The organism is Haloarchaeobius ordinarius, assembly GCF_051801355.1.
GTDB lineage: Archaea > Halobacteriota > Halobacteria > Halobacteriales > Natrialbaceae > Haloarchaeobius.
In genome coordinates, this window is sequence record NZ_CP196560.1 from 1,088,340 (window position 1) to 1,109,370 (window position 21,031).

The following is a 21,031-nucleotide window of genomic DNA, read 5'->3' on the forward strand; positions in this document are numbered from 1 at the left end:
AAGGTATCATGACAATCGACTCCACTACACTCGATTCTTGGGCGAGTTACGAGAGTGGTGCGATACAATCGGCCCAAACAACGCATCAGCGAATTCGAAACGTTCTCAATCGAGGCCGTTTTCTGAACAGCGGCGATTTTGACGATTTCCTGCAAGGGTCGTATAGGAACTACACAATCGTGCGGGGCTCAAGTGACGTTGACATCGTCGCAAAGCTCACCTCGAGTTACCGCGCAGATCTCTCTGGACTATCCGCCAGTGAGAAGCAACAATGGCAGAACCAGAGAACTGGGGTGACCTACAGCTGGCAGGAGTTCAGGACAGATGTTGTCGATGCACTCGAAGACAAGTATGGGAGTGGCGCAATCAAGGAAGGCAATAAGGCGGTGGAAGTGGATACTTCAGCACTCCGGCTGAACGCTGACGTGCTTGTCTGTCAACAGTACCGCAAGTACTACTCGTATCCGACTGGTTACTACGAGGGCGTCGTCTTCTGGGATACTAGTGGAAATCAGGTTGTAAATTATCCGAAGCGCCATATTGATCGAGGCAGTTCGAAAGAATCCGACACTGATGGTCGGTTCAAAGAAACCGTCCGTATGTTCAAGCGAGCCAGGAACTACCTCGTGAAGCGAGGAGAACTCGACAAAGAAACCGTGGCGTCGTACTTCCTCGAGAACCTGCTCTACAACGTGCCGGACGGAAGGTACACCTACGACAAGCGTGAACGGTTTGAGAAAATTCTCAGCTATCTCCAGGCCACTGATTACTCAGGTTGGGAATGCCAGAACGGTGTAACAAATCTGTTCGGCAACGGAGATACGAAATGGAACACTCGACACGCGGATAACTTCGTGTACAAACTCACAGATCTCTGGCAAAGCTGGTAATCGACGATGCATACCTACTCCACGGACAACGACAAAAGACCATTGGTATACGCGATCCTCGGTGTAACGGCATACCTTGCTCTCGGGATCATTGGCTCGCTGATCACACAACTCTCTGCATACCTGCCTATCGTGGCAGGTCTTGGTGTGACCTGGACTCTCCTCTTCGGACTCGCTCTTGCCATCTTCAATTTCTGGGGTTGGAAAACCCAGGTGCCTCGGTGGCTCAACCTCGTCCGAGTCCCCGATTTGAATGGACGCTGGGAAGGTTACATTCAGACCTCATACGAGGGAGACGACATTCCTGAAGCCGCTCTCCATCAGTCGAACAATCCAGAGACGGATATGCCGAAACTGACCGCTGCTATCGAGATCGACCAAACGTGGCGAAAAATCAACGTTCGACTGGAGACAGAATCGTCCTCGTCGGATAGCTCTGGAGCCACGATTCTCACCGACGATGGGAAATGGCCCTCGTTGTCCTACCAATATGAGAATGAACCAGATCCAGACACACCAGAAGAGATGGTACTGCACTACGGCACCGCTAATTTAGAACGAAAGCGAGACGGCAATCGCGAAGTCTTGGAGGGAATCTACTACACAGGCCCAGGTCGCGGAAACTATGGCAAGATGCGTTTTGAGAGATCAGCGGAGTAATTTTATCACTGCACCTCCCAAACTGTATCTATGACTGATACGAAGCTCTGTCCACGTTGTGACGGGAGTGGATCTCTCGTGCAGAATGGGCAGTTCAATCAGTGTCCGAAGTGTGATGCGAGTGGAGTCGTCAAGAAGGGAGTACACGAAAAGATCCCTAAGGAACAACGGCAGGCCCTTGGCACGGGTGGTGGCGCACTAGCAGGGTTCGCTGCTGGTGGGCCAGTTGGTGCTGTTGTTGGCGGTGCTCTTGGGCTCTGGCTTTCCTCCGATGACTCCGACGAGGGCGTGTCTGGGAGATAATCAGCACAGAATGAACGCTGTGGACTCTGTAGTACGCATCATCAGCGTTGAGACGTGATGTCCTATGGTTCTCGATATCCAATTACGGCAATGTCCTCCACGTGCAACACACTCCTAATGAACTGCATACAGCGCATAGCTTCGTTGTAAAGATCTTTATTCCTCTCACCCCAATTTACTGGGACAATCAGACATCCAAATTCGATTTTCTTGCGGTTTTTTAGCTGTGTCTTTCCGCCCTTGACGAATTTTAGTATGTCGTCGCTCACGCGCTTCCGCTGGCTCTTCTCAACCTCGATAGCAATCCGCTCTTCGGGATGATACAAGTCTACGCTATGGTTGAATTCCGGTGCCCACAATTTGCACTTCGAATTCATCCCCGACTCTGAATCCTGTTCGAAATGGTAGTCAGAGAGCGCCCTCGCTACGTGACTATCTAGGTCTTTTTGGTTCTTGTCGAATACACTGTTCGGTGCGTCCTTGACTGCTGAGAGGATTCGTTCATATTCGTCTGTAGGGAACATCCGCGATGTCTTCCGATCCCTAATATCCTTATTCAAAAAGCCCTCCTTCACAACTTCTACCATGGCTCAATCTCATTGATTGCCATTGTTAAGATTGTGGTCGCTGTAGTAGGACGTTGCAATCGATACCACCGAGTGCCAAGATATGTTCACCTGCCAAGACAATCAGTCTTCAAGCACGCTATTTCCAGACACATTCTGAGGGTTTCAGCAGTGACACACAGTTCTATTCGGGGGAGGACGCGGGTCACGCCATCGCACGTCCAATTGAATGTCCGAGTCTAGCTGTACCCGATTGCTGAACGAGTCCTGCTCGTCACCAGTAGATGCGCCCGCATCGTCCAGAAGAATCTCCATTACCTCTCCATGCTTGCCATGGGACTGGAAGTCCGAACCATCGCTGTTGGAGATGTCGATTCGAACACAATCACCTGGATCTACACTCTTCTTCACAGGCTCACCAATCAATGTCACCGACCTTCGACCGTCGGAGATCAGATAGGCTCATCTCATGCTCTGGGTGTATCCAGTAGGGATAGCCGTTGACGTTGAACTCACGGCCAGTCGCCTGTTCGAGTACTTCCTGAGCCAGAGCAGTGAATGAGTACTCTGCACCGTTTTCCAGCCACTCAACGTTGTCACTCCGCCCAGTCTTCCCCGTGATTCGACCACGCCAGAAGTCGTCCTCCGGGTCGTACTCGCGCTCAGCGTCCTCCGGCAGGCTTTCTCCGTCAAAGAGGACGATATCCCCCTCCTCGACAACCCCCGCCTCTAGCAAGACGGTGATTGCCCGATCTGCTCGACTCGACGACCGGCTCTGTTGGCGTTCTTTCTGCCGACGTTTGGCCATGTACTCCTCGGCCTCAGGAATCGGGAGCACCTGCCGTGCACTGACGAACACCTCTTCATCGCGCTGGTGAACATCCAGTTCGATGCAGGTGATGTCCATCCCGTACTCTCGTTCAAGCCACACAACAGGGGTCGTAATCTCCGGGCCGAAGCTGCCCGCGGCGAGCAAGATTCGTGGTCGGTCGTCCAAGACGAAGTCCGCGTAGCCGTCTTCTTTCGTGGCGACGTCCTCGCCGAGGAATTCGCTGAATTGCTCACCGACGGCTTCAGGCGTGAGTTGGTCGTCTTCGTCTCGGCGGTTGTTCCAGAATGCTCGGTAGTCCTGTTGGAGCTCCTCGGCGCTGATTGTTGAGCAGTAGCTCGCGTACTTGATGGCCTGGAGGTCGGTCGTCTTATCTGCGCTGTCCCGCTTCAACTCGATGACCACGAGCTTCCCATCGGGGTCGAGTGCCAACACGTCGGGGCGTTCCGCAGTCCGGTCGAACTTGGCGTACTGGGAGGCGACCACGAGTAGGTCTTCGCCGAGTATCGAGGGGGTCTCGATAATCCACTCCTCGATGTCTGCCTCGGTTAGGTCGAGGGCATCGAAGCTGGTGGGTTCAAGCGCGGTGATGCCCTTGTCGTTGACGTGGTACACCATGGTTTGTGAATTGTGTTGTTAGCTTTACCTGAGAGGGCCTTCCGACTCTAACAAATCGAACTTCTCAAACACCATATCGAAGTATTCGTCGGTCATCAACTGGGGGTCTGAAACTCGGTGGAAGTCATCAAGGACGAACTCGACGTCTCTCCGCTCAAACCCGTATGCGTGGAATGCAGCAGCATCGAGCTCGGCCTGTAGTTTCCGACGCTCCTTATCGGAAGTTACAGGCTCGATTCCTCCAAGCCGATCCCGCATCTCCTCAAACATTTCACCGTAACAGTTCAGCCGAGCGGCCCGCTCAGAGATATATTGGAACCAATTGTCGCCCTCAGTTAGACGCGGCATCTGCGACTCTTCGAGCTTGTATTTAACCAGATCCGTTGCAACCTTCGTTCTCATCAAATAGTCGAATGGTAGACTGTTGAGGAGGCCGGTCACGACGGCAAGTTCGCGATCCGAAAAAATACGTTTATATGCACTGTGCAGAGTTTCGGAGGAGAGGTCACTTTCGTCGGGGGAAAGGGAATACGGGCGGAACAATTGAACCGTTTTGATGCATGGGATTCCCTTCGGAATGAGTGTGGCAATCATTGTTCTCTCGTTGGTAGAGTTTGTGACTGCACGATAGCCAATCCGATACTCGCTAAAGTCGGGCAATACGTCGTCGGTTGTGAGTCCCCTTCCGCGGTGCTCTTCTAAAAGGTCGTTCACGAACGCCTTTTGTGACTTACTAGTTGACTCGCCTCCAAATTGGGTATAGATGGCTTTCTTCAGGTACCCTTTTCTGAATGCCTTCTCTCGAACACGATACTTCGCGCTGTACTCTTCATCGTCTTCTACACTCCACAACCGAGGGTCGTCAATATCTGCACCGACTGAATTGTCGTGCTGGAACTGATATATGCAACTCCCAGTGTAAACAGGGTAGTCTCCTTTTTCAGGGTCAGAAAAGAGCCGCTTCTTATCCGTAGGCTCATGAAGTTCTTTCGTTACTATATCTGCCCACCATGGTTGGTTCTCCTGTTCTACCAGAGGTGGGTGTGAGATGATGTTGCTGAGTGCGTTAACCTCTCTTTGTTCGGTGATAGCTGGGAATATTCCTGCTTCTGGTGAGTACTCGGTTAACACTTCTCGCGGGATGTGCGCGGCAACTTCATCGACATTCCTCAGCACTTCTGTTGTCTTTTGATCAAAGATACCCTGTATACCATCAGTGGTTCCACCGTTTCGACAAGCGACAATACCGAATCGGTACTGGCCATGGATCTGGTCGAAGATGCCATTATTCTCAAATCCGACGACGGTGTCCAACTCGGTGTTGTCTAGCAGGTGTCGTCGGAGGTCTTTCGCAATTGCTCCGTTGAGCACGAAACCGGGAAGAATCAGACTGGCGTATCCGTCCGCTGCGATGAGGTCAAACAGGCGTTCTGTAAACAATGCGGACAAGTCGTTCTCACTCGCAACGGCTCTCCCAGCAACAGTTGGTGTTTGAAGCGTGTAGTCCGGACTGTTGTTGAAATAATCTGCCCGTTGCTCCATACTCTCGCGGTACTCTTCCCACTCTGTGGCGATTGCTGAATCCTCTAACAACCGTTCTTGTATCTCGTCTTTCTGCTCCGAGTCGTACTGTCGGAATGTTTCATCGTACCTCGAAAAGAACTGGTCTCGGTTGGGGCTGAGTACCTCCCATGGAGGATTCCCGATTATCACATCAAATCGGCCTTCATCCCACACCTCCGCAAACTCAAGAATCCAGTGGAACGGGTCGAACGACTGGATTTCATCTGTCGTGAGGTCACCAACACCCTGGTCTCTGGCATTCTGGGCCAGTTGTTCATCAAACTCAGGTCGGTGACGGTTCATTCGCTCTTCAGCGATCTTTCTCCAGTTCGATGCTTCCTTACTGCCGGTCGCATCACGATGCTTTTGCACCGCTTCAATAATCTCTTGATACTTCTCTCGGACATTCCAGTCACCCAATGTTGTTATTCCGTTATTCGAGGGTAGTTCCTCAACGTACCCTATCAGAGAGTTGCCCTGTCGGATGTTGAAATCAATATTAGGAAGGGGTTCGACATCTTTCGGTTCATCCTCGATGTCTGCAACCATCGAGAGCCACAGTCGTAGCTTACAGATTTCCACCGCACCGTCGTCAATGTCTACACCATAGAGGTTGTTGAGGATAATTGACCGCTTGGCGTACAGGGAGGCACTCCCTCGTCCTCCTTCGATGGTCTCCAGTTCCTCAACTGTGCGCTCCTCCAGCTCCCACGCTCTTCCTTCGTCTTCGACTTGCTGGAAGAACTCGATGCATTGCATATATATGTCCAGCAGCACCTCCTGAGCGGCGAGCAGGAACGCTCCACTACCAACCGCAGGGTCGAGGACACGAGCCTCCTTCAGGAAGTCGTGATAGAGAGCCTCCACATGCCGTGTCTCGACGTTTTGAGTGGGAACCTGTGCCGTGACTGCGCCTCCATCGGCTAGCGCCTCCACACCGCTCTCAGCGTCTGGAGAGGGGAATCCGAACACGTCGTCGATTTCCTCGTAGCTAGCACCGACTTCCTCGTTCAGCTGGTCGAGGAGGTATGGGTGAATCGTCCGTCGAGACATGAACCCGGTGATCTCCTCGGGGGTGTAGTACGCCCCCATCTCCTTCTGGTTGACCGTTTGCTCGAAGATGTGTCCGAGGATGGCCGGCGAGAGATTCTTCGGATCGACGATGTCGAGCCGCTCGTCGACGTTCCAGTTCCAGTCCGAGAGGAAGTCGAGGATGTCACCGAACATTTCGTTGGTTTGCTCGGGCGTCTCGCCGAGGCGAGCATCTTCGAACTCCTCTTCGATAGGGTTCTTCGAAAAGAGCCCACCGTTCAGGTATGGAAGCGCGCCAAACTCGGTACTCTTCTTGCCTCGTTCGGCGAGGAAATCGAAGAAAAGCGGTTCGTAGAACTCCTCGTAAACGTTCTCGTCGTCAACTCGCTGTTTGTGGTGGTCGTGGAGGTAGTTCGGGTCGCGGTCGAGCAGACGTTTCTCCTGGATGAAGTAGAGGAAGATCATCCGGTCGAGGGTAACCTGCACGTAGCGCTGCTTCGCATCCCCACGGTCGTCCGGAATGCCAGCGACTTCCTGCACGAGATCGGTTCGAAGGGTCTCGAACTGCTGGTAGAACTCCTTGACGACTTGCTTTGTGTCGTAGAGGTCGTCGTAGATTGCTGCCGCCGAGCCATATTCGAGGCTGTTGAGCTTCTGGAGGATGGTGTTCTTCTCGCCACCCTCGCTGGTCATCTGTTCCTTGGTGAAGGAGAGTTTCTGGTGTTTGATCCGCCCGTGTTGTTGTCCGTCGAGCGCGCGGATGCGAGTGAGGAACGTGAACTCCTCGTAGTCATTGGTGGCGACGAGGTTCGTTCGACGTCGTCGGTCATCTGGTTTGAAGTCCGAAGCAGATTCTCCTGGCCCTGCTTCGACGAGGACGATGAACTCGCGGTCGGTGAGCTGGAGGACGAGTTCGTTGTCTTCTCCAAGGTTATCACGGACTTTCAGCCCGCGCTTTTCGAAGGTAGATGCGACATCGGAGAGCGAATCCCAGCCAGCGATATCCTTCGCTGTAATCTGCTGGAGTGAAGCCATACGCAACCAGTTTTGTTAGAGACCTATAAAACTACACACGAGCGTAGGATAACGGTCGAAGTGCCTGCTTCGGGAGGCCGTGGGAGAGCTTACTTGTTGTATTGCGATTCTGCATGTGAGGCACTCGTATATTTTGGTGGCTGATGAGTAACTTCGACTCGCGATTTTGTTGGGTGCAGTAATGAAATGAGGTGTCCAGTTCGGCTTGAGCTTTTCAATGTGCAGAGACAGGGAAGCCACCCTGGCAGAGTGGTTTCCAATATCAACTGCGTAGGTAACCTTCTTCTGTGCCAATGGTTGCAATTCACTTTCACTGCGCTTGGCTGACCGTTATGTACACAAAAGCCAACGAATAGACTATGGACGGGGAACAATCCGGCTTGTACGTCGGAAGAACTCTCGAGGGGAGATTCGAGACGATAGTTGAATACGCTAAACAGCACGTAGGTCTGGGGAACAATCCCGAAATCTACTGTCCCCAGTGCTACCAACTCCACAACGAGAACCAACTCCTCGAATATGATGGAACGACCAACCGATTCATCCATCAAAATGTCAACAGGGGCTGCCTCGGTGATGGCAGAGCCTCGCGTGATCATCAAGTTGCGCAACAAGCAGTGTACGCGAAGCTGGCCAACGGTTCCGCATATCAGGGGACTACTTCGGAGTATAATCTGGGGTCAAACTTCTACGATGTCGGTGCAACTACACCCGACGTGAGTGGCCTCAGCGGGATCGTCGTTGAAGTACAGCATGCCTGTGGGAACTTCCGGCATCGAATTGCCCGGAAGGTTCGAACCGCCCACAAGGAGAATCACGGAATCGCTGTTGTCTTTACCCCATCTGCAACAGGGAGGGCCTGGCTTGAACGACGGCTGAATAAACTGATGAAAGACGGATACAGGGCCGGAAAGTACGATGGTGAGACGGTTAGCCTCGGCACCGTGATTCGCCCGGGTGAGGTTCAACCAAATCTACTGATGCGTTCAGAGGAATTTGTCTCCCTGGCCGACTGACGGTACCGGAATCATCAAATGTCCTTACTGGATTTGAGAGTCAGCTACTGACTCGTCCTTGGGAACACCTATGAGTAGCTCGGCGATCACACTACTGAGCTCCTCAAAGTCGATGTCGTCCTCCGGACGGCACTTCATTTTCAGCATATTCCGGTCTCTACGGTCGACGTCTAGATTGACATCCTCTTCAGTGTCGACGATACCTGATGCTCGCTGAAGGAGTGCATCTTTGTCATCGATTTCAAAATCACGGACATCAACAATAACGGAATTCGCACGAGTTCGGAGAAGCGCGCGGTTCGTCCCATCAATCCGGAATGCGATGTACACCTTTTGCGTCCAGCTCGGCCCGGCAAGTCCCTCGACATCGGCAAGCGCATTAACTAATTGTCGAACTAACGCTGCCGTATCTTCGTTCGTCCGTTCTTGGAGATGCCAGCGCTCCCCATCAATTTTCCATGGCTTGTCGTCGGGTGTTTCCCCTGCTTCGAATTTTTCCAGGGAGGATGTCGGAACGAGTGTCTTCGAATCGAGATACAACTCAGCGTCCTCGTTTTTGAACAAGGAGTACTGAGTAATCCGGGCGTCGATTCCTTGGTCGCGAAGCCAGAGGACTACGCTCCCGATGCGTTCTCGTACGGACTCACCGACTAGAAGCATCCTCTGTTTACCATTCAACTCGTAGTCGTCGTCACAGAAGCTCTCGATTGTATCGGCGAAGGAGGCATCTGCTCCATGAATCTCGTCGCCCCAGTCTGATTGTAGAAAGATCTCGAACTGCTGCTTGATGTCGTCGTACGACCACCGCGAGACGTACGAGACGTATTTGAGCGCCTGGAAATCGACAGTTCCAGTAAGTGCTCCGCGTTTCAATTCGATAATTACGGTGTTCCCAGCACGGTCAAGGGCAAGGATATCGATTCCATCGCCGATATCTGCGACACCCACCTCGCGGCCAATGATGAGGAGGTCTTCCCCGAGAATTCCTTCACAATTCCCGAGAATCCATTCCCGGAGGTCGTCCTCTTGCAATCCCTCCTCATGTAGCGACGTGGGGCTCAACTCTGTGGTCTCACGCTCTTCCACGCGAAGCATAGTGAAGAGTTACTTACCGAGAACATAGTACCCTGTGCCACAACTACGCACATCTGGTGGCATTGTACTGGTGGGGAAAACCTAACTTCGGGCGCGCCTTCGAATCTAACAGAATCGCCAGCGGACGTCGGGTGGTGTCCCACGTGTGGGATGGAATCGCCGCGCGGTTCGGGTGAAATAGCACCCGGAACCCCTTGCTGTACGACGAATCCTGACCATCCCCGGTGAAAGCGAGCACGATGGGATTCGAACCCACGACCATCGGATGTCTTCCCCCACCACCAGAGATGTGTGGGGATAGAAGTCCGACGCTCTATCCTGGCTGAGCTACGTGCCCTGCATTAGTTGTAGCTGCGTATTGAGATTGTAATCCTCAGCCCAATTTATACCCTTTGACTGATTGTTAGCCGTCGGTTCCGTCCGCAATACCATCTCTCCCTTTGATGCATCTTCTATTGGAACCAAAAAGAACGAGTTCTGGGTTGGACAATGAACCACGAAAAATCAATTTCACCTCTGTATCCTTCGTACGAACAGTCGCTTGACTAATTCTGCTAAAACAGCAGCTTCAGATTTTTCTCCACGGGTCTTCGGGTCCATGGCATAAAATGCACCAATAGTGGTTTAAAATTAACTTCTTTTGGCTCTCGTAGGCGTAGTCACTAATTGTCGAATCTATGGATAAATTCTGTGTTAGGGGTGTGATATTCAATCTAGCTTCTGTTGGCATAGCGCACGATAGTACAACCGTTTTCACACGCCCACTCCTCGCAGTTCGCATGGCCCTCGCCCCGTCGACGATTCGAGAACTCGTGACGTACTGGACGACCCAGCTCGGTGTTCCGGAAGACGCCTTCGAGACCGACGGTGTCACGGTCGGCCACTCGGACGAGGATGGAGTCGGGTTGTTCTCCCGTGGTGATTCGCTCGTGGTCGGCGCACCGGCGTCGCTGGTTGATGACCTCCAGGCTCGGACTGGGGAACTCGAACGGCTCGACTCGACTGACCCCGACGCGCTTCGCGAGTGGGGAGAGTCGGTCACCGATGTCTCCGAAGTGCTCGGTCCGGCGTTCTACGGGTACACCGACGCGTCGAACTTCCAGCCTGTCGAGTCAGATGCGAGGGTACTGACGGAGGCAGATGAATCGGCGTTCGAGTGCTTCCGAGACGCAGTTTCGGCGTCGGACTGGGACGCTGGCGGTCTCGCGTTCGATTTAGGCACCACGGTCGGGCTGTTCCGTGAGGGGCGGCTCGTCGCGGTGTCAGGCTATGGAACCTGGGACGACCGAATCGCACACATCGCGGTCGTGACCCATCCGGAGTATCGAGATTCCGGGAACGGGCGGGCCGTCGTCTCTCGGGCGACCGAGCGGGCGCTCGATGCCGGGTTGGTGCCGCAGTACCGGACGCTGGACGCGTGGCCGTGGTCGGTCGCACTCGCAGAAGGGTTGGGCTTCGAGCGGTTCGCGACGGGGTCGCTGGTCGTTCTCGAATAGGGGCCTCACCCGTCGAAGCGGTACAGCGACGTGACGTAGGGCAGGTAATTGAACATGATGATGCCGATGGGCAGGCCGATGATGGAGGCCGAGAAGGCCCACGCGACGTTGGCCCAGAGGAGGCTGAGCCACCAGCCGATGAACACGAAGTACACTGCCCTGACGAGCAGGCCGGTCTGACTGCGTCCCTCCGCGTCGGGGTCGACGATTTCCCGGCGTTCTTTCAGCGTGAGGATGGTCGGGACGCGATTGATGAGTTTGATACCCAGCGGGAGGCCGATGACCGTGACGTTCAGGAACCACGCGACGTTGATGACGAGGAACGTGAGCCACCAGCCGACGAGGAGGAACCAGACGGCACGGACCAGAAACGAGCGAGCCATGTCTGCACTGACGCACGCGAGGTGGAAAACCCTAGCGGGGGAGAGTGTTTCAGGGACCGCCACTGCGGGGGCGAGAGCGGTGGGGTTAAGCCGCCGTCACGAATAGGCTCCCCCGATGACCGTCATCGGCACCGTCGGCCTGCCCGGCAGCGGCAAAGGTGAGGCGGCCACCGTCGCCCGCGAGCACGACATCCCGGTCGTGACGATGGGCGACGTCATCCGCCAGGAGTGTCGCGACCGCGGGCTCGACCCGGCCACGCACCACGGCGAGATCGCCACCGCACTCCGCGAGGAGAACGGCCCGGCCGCCATCGCGGAGCGTTCGCTCCCGATGATCCGCGAGGAACTGGAGACGAGCGACACCGTCCTCGTCGACGGCCTGCGCTCCGGCGTCGAACTCGACGCCTTCCGCGAGGCGTTCGGTGACGACTTCGTCCTCGTCAGCATCGAAGCGCCCTTCGAGGTCCGCAAGGAGCGCCTGGCCGAGCGGGGCCGTGACAAGGGCGAAGACGAGGGCGGCGAGAGCCTCGAAGCCCGAGACGAGCGCGAACGCGGCTTCGGCATGGACGAGGCGATGGCCCGGGCGGACGTCGTCATCGACAACACCGACACGCTGGCGGCGTTCCGAACCAAGGTGGAGGCACTGTTCGAGCAGGGTCCCGAGGCAGTCCAGGAACTAGAGCGATGATATACAGCGTCGACGTCCAGATTACGGCACCCGTCAACGATACGGAGGTCACCGACCGTGTGGCCGACGCCATCACGAACCTGTTCCCCGAGGCCGAGGTCGAAGAACACCCGGGCGAACTGATGGCGACGACCCACCAGCTCGAACACTTCTCCGAGCGCCTCCACGAACAGGAGATACTCGACACCGCCCGCGGCCAGTTCTTCAGCGAACAGGAGGGCGACACGTTCTCGTTCGACCTGAAGAAACAGGCCGCGTTCCAGGGTCGGGTCAACTTCGCGGTCGGTAACCCCGACGAACTGGGCGACATTCACGTCCGGGTGCGGGTGACAGACCCCAGCGTCGACGAGTTCGTGGATTACATCGCCCCGCCGACGAAAGACGGGAAACCCATCGAATCGGGCGGCGACGGGCAGTAGCTTCCGACTCCTTTCTCGCGAATCGTCTTTCGGGTGGCGCGCGCTTTCGAGCGAGTCGAGCGGCAGCGAGACTGCGAGACCAGCCGCGCGAGGGACGACCGAAGTGAAGCGAAACGCAGTGGAGCGAAACGAAGGGAGTCGGCTGGGGAGGGTGTGGTGCGGTGTCCACTGCCATCGGCGCTCGTGCGCCTGCTATCCATACAGACACCACCGACGACACAGTCCGAGCATGTGTCAAGAACGACCACACCACCGATACCGACTTCCCCCGAACCCTACAATTCACAGACCGCATGTCCACAGCAGTCTTCTTCGACCTCGACGGGACCGTCGTCGAGTTCACCCGCGACTACGGCGACGTCATCGCTGATACCCTCACCGACCACTTCGGCCACGCGCCCGACGAACTGGTCGAAGCCTACGACGAGTCCTTCTATCGCCGGTTCATGGCGGTCGAACCGGAGCCAGTCCTCGGGGCCATGCGGGACGTCTGCGAGCAGGCCGACGCCGATGCCGACCCCGAAGCCCTCCGCGAGACGCTCCTGGAATACGAACTCGCGATGACGCACGTCTCCGACGACGCCAGAGCCCTCTTCGAGGCGCTCGGCGACCGGCACCACCTCGGCGTGCTCACGAACGGGGTGCCAGAGTGGCAGCGCAGTAAACTCGACCACCACGACCTCCTGCCGCTGTTCGACACCGTCGTGACCTCCTACGAGGCCGGGGCGCACAAGCCCGATTCGGCTGTGTTCGAGTTGGCGAGAGCGCGCGCACCCGACGACACGGACGAGTTCGTCATGGTCGGTGACGACTACGAACCGGACGTACAGGGAGCCCGCGAGGCCGGATTCCGGGCCATCCACCTCGACCGCGAGAGCCAGGGGGCGCGAATCGAGAGCCTGGGCGAACTGGGGGCGCTGCTGTCGCTGCTCGGCTGAGGCTGCTTTCTCGCTCGTCAGTCGAACCCCGATACGAGCGTCGCCAGCCACTGCGCAGGGTCGTTCTTGTCCCTGACCTCGACCGCCTCGACCCACTTCACCCACTGGAACCCCCGCCGACCGGGGGCGACCAGCCGGACCGGGAACCCGTGGCCGTGGCGCAGGCGCTCGCCGTCGACGTGAGTCGCCAGCAGGGCGTCCCTGGCTTCTTCGGCAGGCAGGCTCCACCGATACCCGGTCACGGACCGAAAGCGCACCCAGCCGGCGTCGGGGTCCGCGCCTGCGGCGTCGAGGAGGTCCCCGATTCTGACCCCCTGCCAGTCGTGCTCGGAGTACCAGCCGCTGGTGCAGTCGAGCAGGGCGCGGGTTTCTGCATCGCCACCGTCGCCCGGTTCGGGGAGGTCCGAATACCGGAACTCCCGGGGCGTGTCGACCGCCCCGCCGACCGCCAGCCGCCAGTCGTCCACCGCAATCGGGTCGGGGTCGTCCGCGACCCAGCTCGTCACCGGGAAGGCGTTGCCCTCGCCGCTTCCCTCCTCGCGCGAGCCGGTGAACCGGCGGCTCGGGACGAGGTCTCTCGCGACTCCCTGCTGGAGCCGCCAGACCGCCGCGCCGCCGACCAGCAGTCCGCCCATCTTCAGGGCGTTCCGGCGCTCCGTGACGGTCTCGCGGTCCGGCAGCCGGAACCGGGCGAGCAGGTGGACGAGGAGTACTGGCAGGAGGAGCGCCCCGAGGTAGCCGTGCAGGACCAGCAGGGTGAGCCCCGGCACCGGCGAGGTCCCGCCGAGGGTCCACGCGACCCCGGTGACGAGGGCTGCCACGGCCAGCACCGAGAGCAGGATAGAGACGGCGATTGTTCTGGTGAGCCTGCCAGTGACGCGCCGCCACACCCGCCAGAACTTCAGGCCGAGCAGCACCACGAGCGCCAGCCCGACGACCCCGTGGACCACGAACAGCCAGCCGTCGTCGGGGCGAGCGGTCAGGCTCAACAGGCCCGTGGCTGCCTCGGCGAGGACCGCGACGAGGATGCCCGCGTCGACGACGCTGGGCGAGGGCGCGAGGGACTGGCGCGGCATTGGCGGTGGCTAGGGAGTGCAGGAAGATGAGCGTGGGGGCGACAGAACGTCGCCGTGGCGCGCGTTCAACCAGTGAATCACGGAACCAACAGGAACACCAGCGCCACCGCGATGAACACCACCTTCAACGCGGTGTTCACGACCACGACTTTCGTCCCGAACTCCGCGCCCCAGATGCCGAACTGGAACGGAATCGACCGCTTGAACGTCGACACCGCGAACGAGACGATGCCGCCCACGAGCATGGTCGCCACCGCCGTCTGCGGCGTGAACACGTCCTCCAGCATGGGTGCGATGAACAGCGCCCCACTCGTGGTGTCGACCGCGAACACCGCGATGACGGCTGCGGCCGCGCCCGGCAGTCCAATCAGTGAGGTCACCGGTTCCGCCACCCCGGTCACCGCCGTCAGGTCGGTCGTCTCCGTCACCACCGCGACCAGCGTGTAGACGACGAGCAGGCGCGGGAGGATGTCCAGAATCTTGTCCTTCGTGCTCGCGAGGGCGTCGGTCACCTTCTCGCGGCGGGGTTTCGCCTCGGCCTCGCCCCCGTCGCTCACCACGTCGCTGGGCATCGACTCGGGGTCGACGTTCGATGGCGAGAGCAACAGGGCCCCCGCGGCCACCCCGGTCAGGGTGATGGCGAGCGAGATGGCCGCCCGGGACCCGACATAGAGCAGGCCCACCTCCAGTCCTAAAATCGGAATCAGCACCGGGGCGTAGAACGTGAAGATGTGCTGGGCGAAGCCGAAGAAGGTGTTCACAGTCACGGCGACGAGGGTGGCCCGGTCGTCGAGCGTGCCAGCCTCGCGGAACTCCGCCAGCATCCCGTACCCGGCGGTGGGGGAGGCGGTCGTCGCGAGAATGGCCGTCCCGACCTCGTCGGGGAGGTTCGCCGGGCGGGTCAGTGGCCGGGCGAACCGGGCGACGGCGTCGACCGCGCCGAACTCGACGGCCAGGTTCGCCAGCGTCACCCCGATGCCGAGGAACACCGCGATGGAGAGGACGCGGCGCAGGACCGTCACCAGCAGGTCGACCGGGAGGTTCACGTCGCCGCGTTCGTTCCGGAGGAAAAAAGCCCCGTCGGGTCAGGACTCGGCGTCAGCAGTCGTTGACCTTCTGCAGTTCGGCCTCGCCAGCGTCCTTCTCTTGCTTGGCCGTCAGGGGGTCACCGTCTCCGTACGCGTCGGCCGCCTTCTCGAAGTGCTCGGTCGCTTTCACGAGGTGGTCGGCCTGACAGCGCGCGCTGTCGAGGTGGGTGCTGACGTCGTCAGGGGCGTCGGCCGAGACGCTGTCGAACGTCGTCTGCGAGGCGGTGAAGTGCGTCTTCGCCTTCTCGATGTCCGCCGTGGCGGCGTCGACCTCCTGATTCTCCAGGTGAGTCCGGGCGGCGGCGAGGTCCTCTCGACCGAGCAGCATCTCCTCGAACCCGGTCGCGAGCTTCGTGAAACCGGCCAGGATGCGGCGCATCGCCTCCAGCGGCGGGCGGACCTGTTTCAATTCGACCGCGTTCAGGGCTTTCAACCGCTCTGCGTCGGCGGCGTCGGCGGCCGCGAGCCCCTCGTCGATGTGGGTGGCGGTCTCCTGCATGGTCGCCTTCGACTCGCGCAGCATCTCGAGTGCCTCCCCGTAGTTCTCGTTCGTGATGACCGTCTGTATCTCTTCGAGGCGGGTGTTCGGGTTGGTGCTCTTCAGCGCCTCGACCGCGTTCGTCAGCGACGCCACGATGGTCGCGAGGTGGCGCAGCGCCTCGATGTCCTGTTGCTGTTCGGCGGTCGCGACCTCGGCTGCCGCGTCGAGTTCGGCCCGGGCCGACTCGACGACCGAACGGGTCGCCTCGATGTCGAACTCGATGCTCGCGGGGTCTTCCTGAATCTGGCTCTCCAGTTCCTGGAGTACGAACCCGACCTTGTTCAGGGAACCGACCGCCTCCTTGATGTGCCCCTCGGCACGCTCTTCGGGCGTCTCGGTGGCCGTCTCGGTGGTCTTGTCGCTCTCGCCGCCGTCGCCGCCGCTTTCGCCCCCACCGCCGCTGTCACTGCTGCCATCGTCGCTGCCGCCATCGCCGCCGGTCGTGCCGTCGGAGATGTCGGTCTCGCTACACCCTGCTACCGCGGTCACCGTGGCGGTCACCGCGAGCGAGCGAAGGTACGAGCGTCGGTTCATGTTCGGTACTTCCGGGCACCGGACTTGACCTTTTGGGCTCGGTGGTCAGAGCAATACGGCGACCACGCCGAACAGCACGAGGACGCCGAGGACGTCGCAGGTGTTGGTGACGACCGGGATGACGACGTCGTCGGGGTCGAGCCCGAGTCGGTAGGCCGCGTAGGTCGCCGCCAGCGTGACGACGATGGCCAGCACGGCGAGCACTGCACCGGACGTGAACGCGACGAGGACTACCTCGTGCGGCCCGAGGACTGCCCCGACCGTGAGTTCGGTGAGAGCCCAGGCACCTGCCCCGACGATGGGGAACACCGACAGCGCGAGGGCGACCGTGGCGATGGCGTTCCCCGCCAGCGTGTCGTCGGTCGGCTCGAACTCGACGGTCCCGAGGTGAACCGCCGTCGAGAGCCGGGCCGCGAGGATGGAGCCGAGGTTCCCCGCGGTCCCGATAGTCACGGGCACCAGCACCAGCAGCGACGGTTTCGCCAGCAGTGTGTCCTCGATGCTTCTCAGGACGAGCCCGGAGGCGATTTCGACGGTCGAGAGCGCGAGCAACAGCGGGAGCATCGCCCGCGAGATGTCCCGGACGGTCCATTGCTCCGGCATCTATCCCCCTCCCAGGCCGAGGACGATTCGCACCGCGAGTAACAGGAAGGCGATGCCGAAGACGTCGCCCGTGGTCGTCACCAGCGGGCCGACGAGCGTGTCGGGGTTGTGCCCCCGGCGGAAGCCGAGGAAGACGACGCCGACGACCGCCACGGTCAGGGCGATACCGGAGAACAGGCCCGCGAGCACGGCGATGGCGAGCAGCGTCGGCAGCGGGGCGACGGGTGCCGAGAGCAGGTTCAGAACGACGAACACCGCGGTCGCGGCGAACAGGCTGACGAAGATGCCGTTCGAGATGGCGGCCGCGATGGCGCCCCGGAGGCGGTCGTCCGAGAGGTCGACGTAGGGGTCGACCAGCCCCTGGTGGAGCCCGGTCGCGAGGCGCGCCCCGAGTGACCCGTACACGTTCCCGCGGGTCGCGAGTAGCGCCGGGACCAGCACGAGCAAGCCCTGTACCTCCTTGAGTTCGACGCGCATCCCGCCGAGGACGACGCCCGCGAACAGCCCACCGACCACGCTGGCGGCGAGCGCGGGCACCGCCTCGCGGTAGGCTTCCAGCGCGACCTCGCGGACACTCATGTCTGTCGAGTTGCAGGCCGGCGGCATAAAAACAGGTCACGCGGCGAGGGTCGCGGGTGGGTACCGGGGCGGGTCGGTGGGTGGGCGTCGGAACCGAAGTCGGCGTCGGACCCGACACCGTGACACACCCGGGCATGATTTTTGAGACCTCCCGAGAATCCCTCGAATATGGACGCTGCCGACCGCCGCGCCATCGCGGACACCCTCCGAGAGCGCGCCCTGGGGATGCGCGAGGACGCCTGCGAGGGGTTCGACGGTGCGCCAGAACTGGATCCCCTGGTCACGGAACCGGCGTACTACCAGCCCGACTCCTTTCCCGAATCGGTCGAGGAGCAACTGGACCGGCTCGCGGGCTCCGCGGGTATCGTGGTCGTCGACGAGGGCCGGGTCCTCTGCACCGAAATCGGCTACAAGGACGGCTGGATGACCCCCGGTGGGGCACAGGACCCCGGCGAGACGCTGGCCGAGACCGCAGTTCGGGAGACGTACGAGGAGACGAACATCAAGGCCGAGATTACCGGCGTGTTCTACCACCGCGACTTCGCCATCGACTACGGCTACGACGAGTTGATCCGGATTCCACTGGTGGTCTACACCGGCCGGAAGGTCAGCGGGCGGCGGGCCGCGCCAGCGCACAAGGTGCCCAGTGGCGAACCCGAGATCACGGACGTGGACTGGTTCGGGCCGGAGGAGTTGCCCGAGAATCTGACGGATAGAGAGCGCATTCAGGAGTTGCTGGACGACACGACCGCTGACTGAGAACGAGGCCGATTCTACGTCCCCGAAGATTTACTCTCCCCCGAGCGAACCTCTCCATATCTTGCGCGACCTCGATATCCTCCTGACGAACGACGACGGTATCACGGGCGAGGGGCTGGCCGCCATCCGCCGCGAACTGACCGAACTCGGCGACGTGACCGTCGTCGCGCCCGCCGACAACCAGTCCGGCGTCGGCCGGAAGCGGACGACCTACACCACCCGGACCGAACACGAGTGGGGGTACGCCATCGCGGGCACCCCGGCGGACTGTGTGGCCTACGGCCTGCGCGGGCTCGACCACGAGTTCGACCTCGTCGTCTCCGGCATCAACCACGGCCCGAACATGGGCGCGTACGTCCTCGGACGGTCGGGGACCGTCGGCGCGGCGATGGAGGCCGCCTTCCTCGGCACCCCCGCGGTGGCCGTCTCCGCGTACCACAACGTCGAGTTCTACACCCACCCGCCCGAGGAGTACGACTTCTCCACACCGGCCCGCATCACTCGTGCCCTCATCGAGGACTGCCTCGACGCCGACGTGTTCGACGCGGTCGACATCCTCAACGTGAACGGGCCGGTCGACGCGACGGACCCTCGCATCCGGGTCACCCACCCCCACGGCGACTTCGACGTCCGGGTGGAGCACAACTCGGTGGACCCCGAAGACGACGACCCCCCGGTCGACGTCGGCGAGGACGGCGAACTCATCGCCCTGCGCGATAAGTTCTGGCCCCACGTCGAGGGCTACGAGAACCCCTTCCCGGACATGGACGAGGTCCGCGAGCGCTACCCGGTCGGGAGCGACCGCCGGTCGGTCGCCGATGGCGAGGTGAGCGTCTCGCCACTGACCGCCCCCCGTGAGGCGGCCCACCACGAGAAACTCGACGCCATCGTCGACCAGCTGAACCTCACCTGACACCCGGTGGCAGGTAACCGACCGCGATGACCGTTGAGGCGGCAAAAGTGATAGACGACGGGTAGGAAAGGCGGGTAAACTATTTTAGAGACCAGTGTTACCTTCGCCCATGGTTAGAAACAGCAATCGAGCGGTCGACCGGAGAACTTTCCTGAAACTCGGCGGTGCGGGCAGTCTCGCAGCGACCGCTGGCTGTCTTGGTCTCGGCGGCGGCGGGGGTGGTGGTCCGATCACCTTCGGACAGCCTGCGGCCCAGACTGGCCAGTGGGACTTCCTGCAGCCGGGCGTCTCGAAGGCGACCGACGTCGCAGTACAGCACATCAACGACGCGGGAGGGCCACTCGGACGCGAACTCGTCCTCGAACGCTCGGACACTGCGGTGAACCCACAGGAGGCACGCACCGTCGTCACGCAACTCACGGAGAACGAGGACGCCATCGCGCTGCTCGGGCTGTTCTCCAGCGAACTCGAACCGCTGTACGACTTCCTGCAGGAGCAACAGACGCCGGTGGTCACGCCGTGGCCGGGCTCGAACTTCCTCGACACGCGCGGCGGCGACAACGGCACGCCGGAAGACGTGAGCGACGACGGCTGGATCTGGCGGACGGTCATCAGTGACACGGTCCACACGGCCGGTGCAGCACTGCGTGCGCTCGACCAGGGACACGATACGGTCGGCGTCATCAACGGTACGACCTCCGGCGCGCGGAGCTGGGCGAACGGGTTCATCAGCGCCTACGAGGGCAACGGCGGTACCATCGCCGAGCAGGTCGAGGTGGCCCAGGGCGAGTCGAACTACCAGTCCGCGCTCGAACGGCTGTTCCAGGCCGACTTCAGCGCGTTCGCGGTGAGCCTCCCGCTCGAGGACGCCATCACGCTCCTGAGCGACTGGTCCGACGGCGGCTACGGTCGCCAGCCCATCCTCTCGGACCCGCTGGCCCAGAACGACCTCCCCGACCAGGTCGGGAGCGCGCTGAACGGCGCGTGGGCGGCCAGCCCGGGTGAATCTGGCCCGAACTACGACACCTTCGAGAGCGCCTACCAGAGCGGTGAGGGCGACGCCGAGATCAACGCCTGGACGCCGCCGGCGTGGGACGCCACCATGGTCACCGCACTCGCCGTCGAGCGCGCCGGTGAGGCCACCGCGGAGGCCATCGAACAGAACATCGGGCCGGTGTCGCGCGGCCCCGGTACCGAAGTGGCGACCTTCGCCGAGGGGAAGGAGGCGCTCGACAACGGCGAGGAGATCACGTACATGGGCGCTGCGACGCCGGTGACGTTCACCAAGTTCGGCAACGTCGTCGGCTCGGTCGTCATCAACGAAATCCAGGATGGCAAGTTCGCACAGACCGAAACCATCCCGGCGGACGACCTCCGGGAGTTCGTGCCGGAGGGCGAGTACTAAGC

21 protein-coding genes and 1 tRNA gene are annotated in these 21,031 nt (G+C 60.1%); 10 read left to right on the plus strand and 12 right to left on the minus strand.

What is annotated here, in order from left to right; all coding sequences use genetic code 11:
* Positions 1–8 precede the first annotated feature (8 nt).
* Complete coding sequence (locus ACSC1R_RS05595; RefSeq protein WP_439028093.1) at positions 9–890, plus strand: nucleotidyltransferase domain-containing protein; 882 nt, start codon at positions 9–11, stop codon at positions 888–890.
* A 6-nt stretch (positions 891–896) separates the two neighbouring features.
* On the plus strand, positions 897–1,550 hold the full coding sequence (locus tag ACSC1R_RS05600) for a hypothetical protein (RefSeq protein WP_439028094.1): 654 nt from the start codon (positions 897–899) through the stop codon (positions 1,548–1,550).
* Positions 1,551–1,915: 365 nt separating this feature from the next.
* Here ACSC1R_RS05600 and ACSC1R_RS05605 read toward each other — a convergent pair whose 3' ends face one another.
* From ACSC1R_RS05605 to ACSC1R_RS05615, 3 genes are all read right to left on the minus strand, one after another.
* Positions 1,916–2,440, minus strand: coding sequence for a hypothetical protein (locus ACSC1R_RS05605; RefSeq protein WP_439028095.1), 525 nt, complete (start codon positions 2,438–2,440; stop codon positions 1,916–1,918).
* 394 nt (positions 2,441–2,834) lie between these two features.
* Complete coding sequence (locus tag ACSC1R_RS05610) at positions 2,835–3,866, minus strand: endonuclease NucS domain-containing protein (RefSeq protein WP_439028096.1); 1,032 nt, start codon at positions 3,864–3,866, stop codon at positions 2,835–2,837.
* 24 nt (positions 3,867–3,890) lie between these two features.
* Entirely contained in the window at positions 3,891–7,496 is a 3,606-nt protein-coding gene (locus tag ACSC1R_RS05615; RefSeq protein ID WP_439028097.1) for an Eco57I restriction-modification methylase domain-containing protein, read from the minus strand.
* Positions 7,497–7,855: 359 nt separating this feature from the next.
* On the opposite strand from ACSC1R_RS05615, the gene ACSC1R_RS05620 reads away from it, so the two are divergent.
* On the plus strand, positions 7,856–8,512 hold the full coding sequence (locus ACSC1R_RS05620; protein WP_439028098.1) for a hypothetical protein: 657 nt from the start codon (positions 7,856–7,858) through the stop codon (positions 8,510–8,512).
* Positions 8,513–8,536: 24 nt separating this feature from the next.
* Here the strand turns inward: ACSC1R_RS05620 and ACSC1R_RS05625 are convergent, their stop codons facing one another.
* The 3 genes from ACSC1R_RS05625 to ACSC1R_RS05635 all read right to left on the minus strand — a co-directional run bounded on the left by ACSC1R_RS05625 (position 8,537) and on the right by ACSC1R_RS05635 (position 10,105).
* Positions 8,537–9,598 (minus strand): hypothetical protein, encoded by a 1,062-nt coding sequence (locus tag ACSC1R_RS05625; protein ID WP_439028099.1) that lies wholly within the window; start codon positions 9,596–9,598, stop codon positions 8,537–8,539.
* Between the two features lie 240 nt (positions 9,599–9,838).
* Positions 9,839–9,944 (minus strand) — tRNA-Arg (locus tag ACSC1R_RS05630).
* Positions 9,935–10,105, minus strand: a complete 171-nt coding sequence (locus ACSC1R_RS05635) for a group I intron-associated PD-(D/E)XK endonuclease (RefSeq protein ID WP_439028100.1) — start codon at positions 10,103–10,105, stop codon at positions 9,935–9,937. The genes ACSC1R_RS05630 and ACSC1R_RS05635 overlap by 10 nt, the downstream gene beginning before the upstream one ends.
* Before the next feature lie 281 nt (positions 10,106–10,386).
* Here ACSC1R_RS05635 and ACSC1R_RS05640 point away from each other — a divergent pair, with 281 nt between their 5' ends.
* Positions 10,387–11,103 (plus strand): GNAT family N-acetyltransferase, encoded by a 717-nt coding sequence (locus ACSC1R_RS05640; protein WP_439028101.1) that lies wholly within the window; start codon positions 10,387–10,389, stop codon positions 11,101–11,103.
* Between the two features lie 5 nt (positions 11,104–11,108).
* On the opposite strand, the gene ACSC1R_RS05645 is transcribed toward ACSC1R_RS05640, so the two are convergent.
* Complete coding sequence (locus tag ACSC1R_RS05645; protein WP_439028102.1) at positions 11,109–11,486, minus strand: YccF domain-containing protein; 378 nt, start codon at positions 11,484–11,486, stop codon at positions 11,109–11,111.
* A gap of 115 nt (positions 11,487–11,601) precedes the next feature.
* Here ACSC1R_RS05645 and ACSC1R_RS05650 point away from each other — a divergent pair, with 115 nt between their 5' ends.
* The 3 genes from ACSC1R_RS05650 (at position 11,602) to ACSC1R_RS05660 (ending at position 13,531) form a co-directional block, all read left to right on the plus strand.
* Entirely contained in the window at positions 11,602–12,174 is a 573-nt protein-coding gene (locus ACSC1R_RS05650) for an AAA family ATPase (protein WP_439028103.1), read from the plus strand.
* Positions 12,171–12,593: an RNA-binding domain-containing protein gene (locus ACSC1R_RS05655; RefSeq protein ID WP_439028104.1), complete on the plus strand. Its 423-nt coding sequence runs from the start codon at positions 12,171–12,173 to the stop codon at positions 12,591–12,593. The genes ACSC1R_RS05650 and ACSC1R_RS05655 overlap by 4 nt, the downstream gene beginning before the upstream one ends.
* Before the next feature lie 293 nt (positions 12,594–12,886).
* Entirely contained in the window at positions 12,887–13,531 is a 645-nt protein-coding gene (locus ACSC1R_RS05660) for an HAD family hydrolase (protein WP_439028105.1), read from the plus strand.
* A gap of 17 nt (positions 13,532–13,548) precedes the next feature.
* Here the strand turns inward: ACSC1R_RS05660 and ACSC1R_RS05665 are convergent, their stop codons facing one another.
* The 5 genes from ACSC1R_RS05665 to ACSC1R_RS05685 form a co-directional block, all read right to left on the minus strand.
* The gene (locus ACSC1R_RS05665) at positions 13,549–14,607 is read right to left on the minus strand and encodes a molybdopterin-dependent oxidoreductase (protein ID WP_439028106.1); all 1,059 of its coding nucleotides are present in this window, start codon (positions 14,605–14,607) and stop codon (positions 13,549–13,551) included.
* Positions 14,608–14,684: 77 nt separating this feature from the next.
* Positions 14,685–15,653, minus strand: coding sequence for a hypothetical protein (locus ACSC1R_RS05670; RefSeq protein ID WP_439028107.1), 969 nt, complete (start codon positions 15,651–15,653; stop codon positions 14,685–14,687).
* Positions 15,654–15,705: 52 nt separating this feature from the next.
* Positions 15,706–16,770, minus strand: coding sequence for a hypothetical protein (locus ACSC1R_RS05675; RefSeq protein WP_439028108.1), 1,065 nt, complete (start codon positions 16,768–16,770; stop codon positions 15,706–15,708).
* A gap of 45 nt (positions 16,771–16,815) precedes the next feature.
* On the minus strand, positions 16,816–17,373 hold the full coding sequence (locus ACSC1R_RS05680) for a magnesium transporter (protein WP_439028109.1): 558 nt from the start codon (positions 17,371–17,373) through the stop codon (positions 16,816–16,818).
* The gene (locus ACSC1R_RS05685) at positions 17,374–17,952 is read right to left on the minus strand and encodes a magnesium transporter (protein WP_439028110.1); all 579 of its coding nucleotides are present in this window, start codon (positions 17,950–17,952) and stop codon (positions 17,374–17,376) included.
* A 168-nt stretch (positions 17,953–18,120) separates the two neighbouring features.
* On the opposite strand from ACSC1R_RS05685, the gene ACSC1R_RS05690 reads away from it, so the two are divergent.
* The 3 genes from ACSC1R_RS05690 (at position 18,121) to ACSC1R_RS05700 (ending at position 21,029) form a co-directional block, all read left to right on the plus strand.
* Complete coding sequence (locus ACSC1R_RS05690) at positions 18,121–18,711, plus strand: NUDIX domain-containing protein (RefSeq protein ID WP_439028111.1); 591 nt, start codon at positions 18,121–18,123, stop codon at positions 18,709–18,711.
* Between the two features lie 58 nt (positions 18,712–18,769).
* The gene (surE, locus tag ACSC1R_RS05695) at positions 18,770–19,624 is read left to right on the plus strand and encodes a 5'/3'-nucleotidase SurE (protein WP_439028758.1); all 855 of its coding nucleotides are present in this window, start codon (positions 18,770–18,772) and stop codon (positions 19,622–19,624) included.
* 109 nt (positions 19,625–19,733) lie between these two features.
* Positions 19,734–21,029: an ABC transporter substrate-binding protein gene (locus ACSC1R_RS05700; protein ID WP_439028112.1), complete on the plus strand. Its 1,296-nt coding sequence runs from the start codon at positions 19,734–19,736 to the stop codon at positions 21,027–21,029.
* The last annotated feature ends 2 nt before the right edge of the window (positions 21,030–21,031 follow it).

Coding starts and splice junctions, on each gene's coding strand:
- ACSC1R_RS05595 (WP_439028093.1), top strand. CDS start 9: ATGACAATCGACTCCACTACACTCGATTCTTGGGCGAGTTACGAGAGT.
- ACSC1R_RS05600 (WP_439028094.1), top strand. CDS start 897: ATGCATACCTACTCCACGGACAACGACAAAAGACCATTGGTATACGCG.
- ACSC1R_RS05605 (WP_439028095.1), bottom strand. CDS start 2,440: ATGGTAGAAGTTGTGAAGGAGGGCTTTTTGAATAAGGATATTAGGGAT.
- ACSC1R_RS05610 (WP_439028096.1), bottom strand. CDS start 3,866: ATGGTGTACCACGTCAACGACAAGGGCATCACCGCGCTTGAACCCACC.
- ACSC1R_RS05615 (WP_439028097.1), bottom strand. CDS start 7,496: ATGGCTTCACTCCAGCAGATTACAGCGAAGGATATCGCTGGCTGGGAT.
- ACSC1R_RS05620 (WP_439028098.1), top strand. CDS start 7,856: ATGGACGGGGAACAATCCGGCTTGTACGTCGGAAGAACTCTCGAGGGG.
- ACSC1R_RS05640 (WP_439028101.1), top strand. CDS start 10,387: ATGGCCCTCGCCCCGTCGACGATTCGAGAACTCGTGACGTACTGGACG.
- ACSC1R_RS05645 (WP_439028102.1), bottom strand. CDS start 11,486: ATGGCTCGCTCGTTTCTGGTCCGTGCCGTCTGGTTCCTCCTCGTCGGC.
- ACSC1R_RS05650 (WP_439028103.1), top strand. CDS start 11,602: ATGACCGTCATCGGCACCGTCGGCCTGCCCGGCAGCGGCAAAGGTGAG.
- ACSC1R_RS05655 (WP_439028104.1), top strand. CDS start 12,171: ATGATATACAGCGTCGACGTCCAGATTACGGCACCCGTCAACGATACG.
- ACSC1R_RS05660 (WP_439028105.1), top strand. CDS start 12,887: ATGTCCACAGCAGTCTTCTTCGACCTCGACGGGACCGTCGTCGAGTTC.
- ACSC1R_RS05665 (WP_439028106.1), bottom strand. CDS start 14,607: ATGCCGCGCCAGTCCCTCGCGCCCTCGCCCAGCGTCGTCGACGCGGGC.
- ACSC1R_RS05675 (WP_439028108.1), bottom strand. CDS start 16,770: ATGAACCGACGCTCGTACCTTCGCTCGCTCGCGGTGACCGCCACGGTG.
- ACSC1R_RS05680 (WP_439028109.1), bottom strand. CDS start 17,373: ATGCCGGAGCAATGGACCGTCCGGGACATCTCGCGGGCGATGCTCCCG.
- ACSC1R_RS05685 (WP_439028110.1), bottom strand. CDS start 17,952: ATGAGTGTCCGCGAGGTCGCGCTGGAAGCCTACCGCGAGGCGGTGCCC.
- ACSC1R_RS05690 (WP_439028111.1), top strand. CDS start 18,121: ATGGACGCTGCCGACCGCCGCGCCATCGCGGACACCCTCCGAGAGCGC.
- ACSC1R_RS05700 (WP_439028112.1), top strand. CDS start 19,734: ATGGTTAGAAACAGCAATCGAGCGGTCGACCGGAGAACTTTCCTGAAA.